This is a genomic window from Bacillus sp. 95MFCvi2.1 (assembly GCF_000374965.1).
Taxonomy (GTDB): domain Bacteria; phylum Bacillota; class Bacilli; order Bacillales; family Bacillaceae_G; genus Bacillus_A; species Bacillus_A pseudomycoides.
On record NZ_KB895715.1, the window covers coordinates 53,898 to 61,249 of the forward strand.

Annotated in this window: 7 protein-coding genes; all 7 read right to left on the reverse strand. The window is 39.2% G+C overall.

Annotation, left to right across the window (positions count from 1 at the left end):
- The coding region (locus C568_RS0124710) for a non-ribosomal peptide synthetase (protein WP_018783029.1) at positions 1-2,177 on the reverse strand (2,177 nt) is incomplete at its 3' end.
- Between the two features lie 14 nt (positions 2,178-2,191).
- A complete protein-coding gene (locus C568_RS0124715; RefSeq protein ID WP_003209780.1) occupies positions 2,192-3,454 on the reverse strand; it encodes an MFS transporter in 1,263 nt (420 codons plus the stop codon).
- A gap of 114 nt (positions 3,455-3,568) precedes the next feature.
- Positions 3,569-3,892: a hypothetical protein gene (locus tag C568_RS0124720; protein ID WP_006097453.1), complete on the reverse strand. Its 324-nt coding sequence runs from the start codon at positions 3,890-3,892 to the stop codon at positions 3,569-3,571.
- Positions 3,893-4,926: 1,034 nt separating this feature from the next.
- Positions 4,927-5,676 (reverse strand): ABC transporter permease, encoded by a 750-nt coding sequence (locus C568_RS0124725; RefSeq protein WP_018783030.1) that lies wholly within the window; start codon positions 5,674-5,676, stop codon positions 4,927-4,929.
- Positions 5,677-6,438, reverse strand: a complete 762-nt coding sequence (locus C568_RS0124730) for an ABC transporter ATP-binding protein (protein WP_018783031.1) — start codon at positions 6,436-6,438, stop codon at positions 5,677-5,679.
- A 171-nt stretch (positions 6,439-6,609) separates the two neighbouring features.
- Complete coding sequence (locus C568_RS0124735) at positions 6,610-6,951, reverse strand: DUF1048 domain-containing protein (RefSeq protein WP_003207016.1); 342 nt, start codon at positions 6,949-6,951, stop codon at positions 6,610-6,612.
- A 71-nt stretch (positions 6,952-7,022) separates the two neighbouring features.
- Positions 7,023-7,343 carry a PadR family transcriptional regulator gene (locus tag C568_RS0124740; RefSeq protein ID WP_018765521.1) on the reverse strand — a complete coding sequence of 107 codons (321 nt, stop codon included), beginning with the start codon at positions 7,341-7,343 and terminating at the stop codon, positions 7,023-7,025.
- Positions 7,344-7,352 lie beyond the last annotated feature (9 nt).

Here is a 7,352-nt window from a genome sequence, read left to right on the forward strand (position 1 = left end):
AGTGCTTCCCCACCAAATATGACATAGCGCAGATGCAAGTTTTTATTCTCATCTTCTTGTTCACACACTTGTATCAATTGTCGAAATGCGGATGGTGTCTGATTAAGAACCGTAACCTCTTCCTCTACTAACAGTTGATAGAAATCCTTAGGCGATCGACTAATCCAGTAAGGAACAACAACCAATCTTCCTCCATAGAGCAATGCTCCCCAAATTTCCCAAACTGAGAAGTCAAACGCATAAGAATGGAAAAGCGTCCAAGTATCTTTTTCATCAAACTGATACCAACATTCCGTTGATTTAAATAAACGACTCACATTGTGATGTTCTACCATAACTCCCTTCGGATTCCCTGTTGATCCCGAAGTATAGATCACATAAGCGAGATGTTGGGGACTTACATCAGAAATCGGTAAAGCAGTACTTTCTTTCTCAATCTCAACCTGATCTCGATCAAGGCAAATCGATTTAATATTCTCTGGTAACCATTTCGATTCTTTTAAACTCTCTTGCGTTACGACTAACTGAATGCTAGCATCCTCTAAAATATACTGAAGTCGCTGCTCTGGATATGTTGGATCAAGTGGAACATAAGCTCCACCAGCCTTCAGAATCCCCAAAATACCTACAATCATTTCAAGAGAACGTTCAACACAAAGCCCAACCAATGAATCAGGTCCTACTCCCTTTTTCTGTAGATAGTGAGCTAACTGATTCGCACGTTCATTAAGCTCACTATAGGTAAGCCCCTCCTTTTCATACACAACTGCAATGGCATTGGGATGAATCGTCGCTTGCTGCTCAAACAACTCATGGATGGTTGCTTGAGGTGGAAAGTCAAGCTTAGGATCGTTGAACTCTACTAGACTTTTTCTTTTATCTTCTTCTGAAATGATTTCGATCTCAGCAACCTTCTGCTTCGGATTTTCAAATGTGTTTTCCATTAATGCTAGCATGGTGTTAAAAAAGCGAATTATCTCTTCTTTGGAAAATAGCTCTTCACGATAATCAACATGTACTTGTAAAGAGTCTATATCAGTCAAATTTTCGATATGTACTGCAAAGTCTTGCACCTCTTCACGATTTGGAATCCAAAGAGAATCACCACTTTCAGCACGTTCTCTATAATCAATCGTAGTTCCAAAAAGTCGAACATTACTGTTATTCTCTTTATTAATCTGCTTTAATAACAAATCAAATGGATATTTCTGATGTCGTAATGATTTACTTTGTTTTCTAGACACTCGACCAATAAATGAGAGTACTTCTTCTTCAGGATCGATATCCATTCTTAGAGGAACTGTACTCACCATCATTCCAATTAATTCCCGCTCCATTTTAGTCATACGATTGCCGTAAGCCATTCCCAAGGCAATATCAAGCGATGAGGTCCATCGATACATCGACAACGAAAGCGCAGCAACAAAAAAAGTATATATACTAAATTTGTAATCTTCAGAAAATTTCTCTATCTTTTTCTTCAAATGTTCCGATAATGTAAACGTCTCACGTGATGCTCTCGTACTAACTTGGTAAGCATCATAGGGTTTCAATCCCGTCACGGATGGAAGTGTATTGAATTCCTCTAACCAAAAGTTTTGATCCTTTTGAAAACGACTGCTGTTCAAGTATGTCTGTTCATTGACTAGAAACTGAACATATGAGTTCCTAGGTATGCTCACATCTGTCTCACTATGAAACTTATGATAATATTTGGCAATCTGACTAGTAAAAATTTGGATTGATAAACCATCCATGATAATGTGATGGACATTGCCAAAGACGGCACACTCATTATCGCTTAATTTTATTAAAGCGAAATAGTATAAATCAGAATCAAATAACGTAAACGTCTCTTGCGCCTTCTGCTCAATCCATTTTTCCAGCAAATCTGAATCTCTCTCAGAACTGAAATCAAAGAAGTCAAATTCTCGTTCTTGATGTTTAACAAAATATTGCTCAGGTTCCTGATGTCCATGTTCTTTCAGCCTGATACACAAACCATCGTTTTCACTAATAACACGATTCATGGCTCGATTTAATAATGAATAATCCATTTTTCGATGGATCTTGAACAAGAATTTTAGATTACATATACCTTTACCTGAATAAATAACTTCTGTATACCATATTCTCCTCTGTGGATGACTTAAAAGATAACGCTCCTCATTGGACATAAAGAAATCTCCCTTCAAAGATTAGTTACTTTTATGTGTTCGTTTTCATGTTTAACCCAAAAATATTTTTGTAATGAAACCCCAATTACTCCAATGATGATGAGCCCAATACCTACATAAAGATAGAGTTGAATTACTCCGAAAAGGTGAACTAGTGGTCCGCTCATAGCTGGAGAAATGATGAGGACTGCATTTGCTAAACTGCTTTGAATTCCAAACACTCTTCCGACCTGTTCTTGATGAGATTCTATTTGCAGAATGACTTGATTGGATACAAGCATAAGTCCACTTCCAATACCAGCGATAAAACTAATCAGATAGCCAAAAATAAGGGATGTACCGGGACTTACCAGACTTATCAGACTAATTCCACCAAAGCCAATTCCCATTAAAGCAATGCCCCCACATACTACCCAACCGTATTGAAAATGTTTTATTTTTTGTGTTAAGAATGCACCAAGTATTCCCCCAATACCAATAATAGAAATGATATATCCCATTTTACTCTTATCATTTGGGAACAAACTCTTAAATAAAGTAGGGAACTGCGAGTCTACTAATTGTAATACTGCCATACCTATTGTAAAGAAAATCATGGTTGATAATATCATCCGATTGGATAATACATAACTCCAACCTTGTAACCAGGCAGTCCAAGTGCTTTGCTGTTGCTTTTCTATATATTCTCTTGACAGAGATTCCTTAAACCTTATTGTGGGCAATAAAACCAAAGCAGCTAGTAAACTACATATTGCCCTTATTACAAGACAAAACTCTGGCTGAAACCAGCTCAGTAACACTCCACCTATAAGCGGACCCACTATCTTGGTTCCTTGCTCAACTATACCGTTGATACTTACCGCTTTGGTAAGCAAATCAGGGGATACAATTTGTCGTGTTAGTGTTTGCTGTGCAGGATAATAGAAAACGGTAAAAATGGATCGAATCATTAAAGCTAACAAAAGCCAATGAATATTTTGGACAAATAAAAGAACGATTGTTAATAGACCAACCATTAGATTACTAAACATCATAATTGGAATTTTTCTAAAGCGATCAGCAATCACACCTGCCCATGAACTAAATAAAATTCCAGGAAGTGCATACGCAACGGGAATCAATCCAATCATAGTAGGGTCTACTTCCCATTCAAAACCAACAATGGTCATAATGGCTAACATATCAATAAATACTCCGAGCATAATCAGTGAATACGCAGAGAAAACTTGTAAATAAATTGTATTTCCCCATAGACTTTTTGAGTCGGTAGTTTTCATAAAAACGATCTCCTTAAGTTTACTAAAATGGATGTTTTTGCGTACATGGGCCCTTTATTGGATATAATTAATCACTCTAAATATTTTTATTTAAAATTTAATACAATTCAAACTTCAATTAATCATAAAGTTCATTATCTTTTTTCGCTCTACTAAATCAAATACATTTATCTCTTCATCTCTTGTTTTTTCAAGTTCTTTCATTTTCTGTTCTTGCTCTGAAATAATCTCCCTTACAAATAAACGAAAGCGAATTAGAAAATCTCTATTCATGTTGTCATTTCCTGCAACATTAAACAACGGGAATAGTTCATTAATCAATTCATGTTCATATAATTCTCTTTGATTTTCCTCTTCTACAAGATTCACCTTCACTCGATGAAAATAATGATTTAATAGTTCTGTAACTTTATTATTTACAGTAGTTTGAACATCCAATCCACATCCCTTTTTCAGAATTTTCTACACTTTACACCCCACATACTATCACACAAAATTCCCTCCTACTATCATCATAAGGTTGAAATAATCAAATTAGAAAATTCAGATAAAAATACATCAATAGACCCATTTTATTTACTACCGTCATTAAAATATCCTACTTATCAATAAGACTACTAAGCTATTTTTATATAATGATTGATAGATTTTTATTAAATAAAAAATTCAAATAAGTTTACACTATGCCCAACTTCTGTCATTTGAATCGATTTAAGTCCCCTCCTATTCACATTGTATTTTTTGTTACTTGTTTACTCCTTTAGAATACCCAAATAATGTAAATATTGGATTAATCCAATGTTAAGCATTCGTAAATATAAGCAATATAATATTATGCCATCGAGATTCTATTTTGAATATTCCGTAAAAAAACACCTAATATGTGGAAAAATCAATCAACCAATCATCATACATACCCTCACCTTAAGAGATTTTAATACCCTTAAATACAAAAAGGCGTCATCCTTTCTAATAACCTTGCCTAGAAAGAATAACGTTTTTGTACAATTGAGGGTAGTTGATATTCTTAAGTTGATGGGCATATGACGGTACCCCAAATGATTTCAAGTTTCCATTATTTGCGCAATCCGTCACTCCGCAATCTGGCCAAATGCATAAAGATAGAGTAACAAAACAAAAGCCAAAGTTAGACACATTACTTTTTTAAGCTATTGTTTTAGAATAAAGTTTGTTCAAATTAATGCAAATAACCTTGAAAAACGAACAAAAAGAAAGAGCCTGTTTAAAAAAAGATTTAAGTTTCGATTTTATAAAAAAGTTTGTTCATTTTTCACCTTAGATCTTCCGCAATAGCGTCCAATTGTTAAAAAACATGAAGGTGTTATATCGACAATAGTTATCCTGAGAACATGACAAATAATTAAAGCACGGAAAAATTTCCCGTGCTTTTCCAAACATATATTTTATTTCGGAAGTTTTAGTTGCCATGAGACACCGAACCGATGGTGTACTTACCCTAACTGGCGTTTAAATGCTTTACTGGCGAAGAAGTAAGCGATGACCATAATGCCGACGCACCAAGCAAGCGCGATCCAGATACCGTTGCCAACAGACCCTTCATACAAGAGGACACGAATCGCATTCACGATTGAAGTCACGGGCTGGTTCTCAGCGAACGCACGGACAATTTTAGGCATAGTTTCGGTAGGAACAAAGGCCAAACTGATAAACGGCAGGAAAATCAGCGGGTACGAGTAGGCCGTCGCCCCTTCCATAGACCTCGCTGTCAACCCGGGAATGACCGCCAGCCATGTCAGCGCCAGCGTAAACATCCCGAGTATCCCAGCTACCGCGAGCCAATCCAGGATATCAGCGCTGGAACGGAAGCCCATCAAGAGCGCAACGAGGATAACCACCACGATAGTAAGCACATTGGAAACAAGTGAGGTCAATACGTGAGCCCACAATACCGTCGAGCGCTTGATGGGCATGGTAATGAAACGCGCCATCAGCCCGCTCTTTACATCCGTAAACAGCCGCACGGAAGTGTAAGCTACACCGGATGCGATAGCCATCAGCAAGATTCCCGGCAATAAATAATTGACGTAGTTGTCCGTTCCTGTCTCTATGGCGCCGCCAAATACATAAACAAACAGCAGCATCATCATAATCGGCGTAATCGCTACCGTGATAATCGTATCCGGGCTGCGCATGATGTTGCGCATTAAACGCCCTAGTAACACCCCTGTTTTGCTTTTCATTTATATCTCCTCCTTTTTACTGATGATTGCGAGGAAAATTTCCTCCAATGTCGGCTGCTTCTCGATATACTCCACTTTTGCTGGCGGGAACATCTCTTTGAGTTCAGTAAGGGTACCAGTCGTGATAATTTTTCCGCCATGCAGGATAGCGATACGGTCCGCCAGTTGTTCGGCTTCCTCCAGGTACTGGGTCGTCAGCAAGATGGTCGTGCCACCGCCGGCAAGCTCCTTGACGGTATCCCAAACTTCAATCCGCGCTTCGGGATCAAGCCCTGTCGTCGGTTCGTCGAGAAAAATGACTGCTGGCGTCCCGATCAGGCTCATGGCGATGTCAAGCCGGCGCTTCATCCCGCCGGAATATTTGTCCGCCCGGCGGTTGGCCGCATCGGTTAGGCTAAATCTTGCAAGCAGATTGTCAGCGACTTGAGCGGGATTGGAAACTCCACGCAACTTGGCAATCATCATCAGGTTTTCCCGCCCGGTGAGCATGCCGTCTAAAGCTGCGAACTGCCCTGTCAGGCTGATGCTCTGGCGAACATGATCCGGTTGACGCTGGACGTCAAAGCCACAAATACCTACTTCGCCGCCATCGGGCCTCATCAGCGTCGAGAGGATGTTGACCGTCGTCGTCTTGCCCGCTCCATTTGAGCCCAGCAGTGCGAAAATCTCGCCACGCCGCACCTCAAAATCCACCCCCTTTAAGACTTCCTTGTCTTTAAAGGATTTTTTTAACTCTTTTACAGAAATCGCTGCATTGCTCATACTTTTTTCCTCCTTATAAAAAGCGCCTTGCGGAGCTAGATTGCCTATACTCTTCTATTTAGTCTGACTGATAATCTGTACAACTTACTACCGGATTGAAAATATAACTGAATAGCGAAGGTGGCAATTCACATTTGTAACCAGCTATTCAGTCGGTATTATCTATTGCATTTATTTTTTTCCCAATCGTTTCATGATACTCTGATTCAAATCTTCACGATACTTGGCGACATAGGTTTTAGCGTTTGCCACTAGTTCGTCGGCAAATGACGCCACGTCGTCCCCAGTGATTTCCAGCACTTGTCTGCCTTCCGCCGCACCGGCTTCGAATAACTCGATTAATTCATATTGTATGTGCAGCATATCCATCCCGTTGCCCGCTGAGAAATTCCACATGTAGTTTTGAATTTTCTTAAATACAAACTGGTAGTCCTCTGGAAGGGCTTCAACCCGTGCCATCATCATTTTGTACTCTTTTTTATCACCAATCATTTTTTTAAACATTTCCAACATGTTATTTTTCCTCCTTTTTTATAAAGCTGAACAAGACACTCCAAAAATATCGGACGGAATATCTTATGAAGCTAGATTGACTTCAAGACGTTGATTTTTGATGATACAAAATCCCATTTTCTCCAAAACAATTCAAGTTCCTGGCGGCCAGCCTCATTAAGTGAGTAAAACTTGCGGGGCGGCCCCATATCTGACGGTTTCTTTTCTATGTTCACAAGTTTTTTCTTTTCTAATCGCACGAGGATGGTATAGACCGTCCCTTCCACGACTTCGGTGAACCCAAGCTCGTTCAGGCGGCGGGTAATCTCGTAGCCATAGGTTTCATGGCGGCTGATGATTTCCAGCACGCAGCCTTCCAGCGAACCCTTCAGCATTTCAGTTAAATTTTCCATGTTTAGATC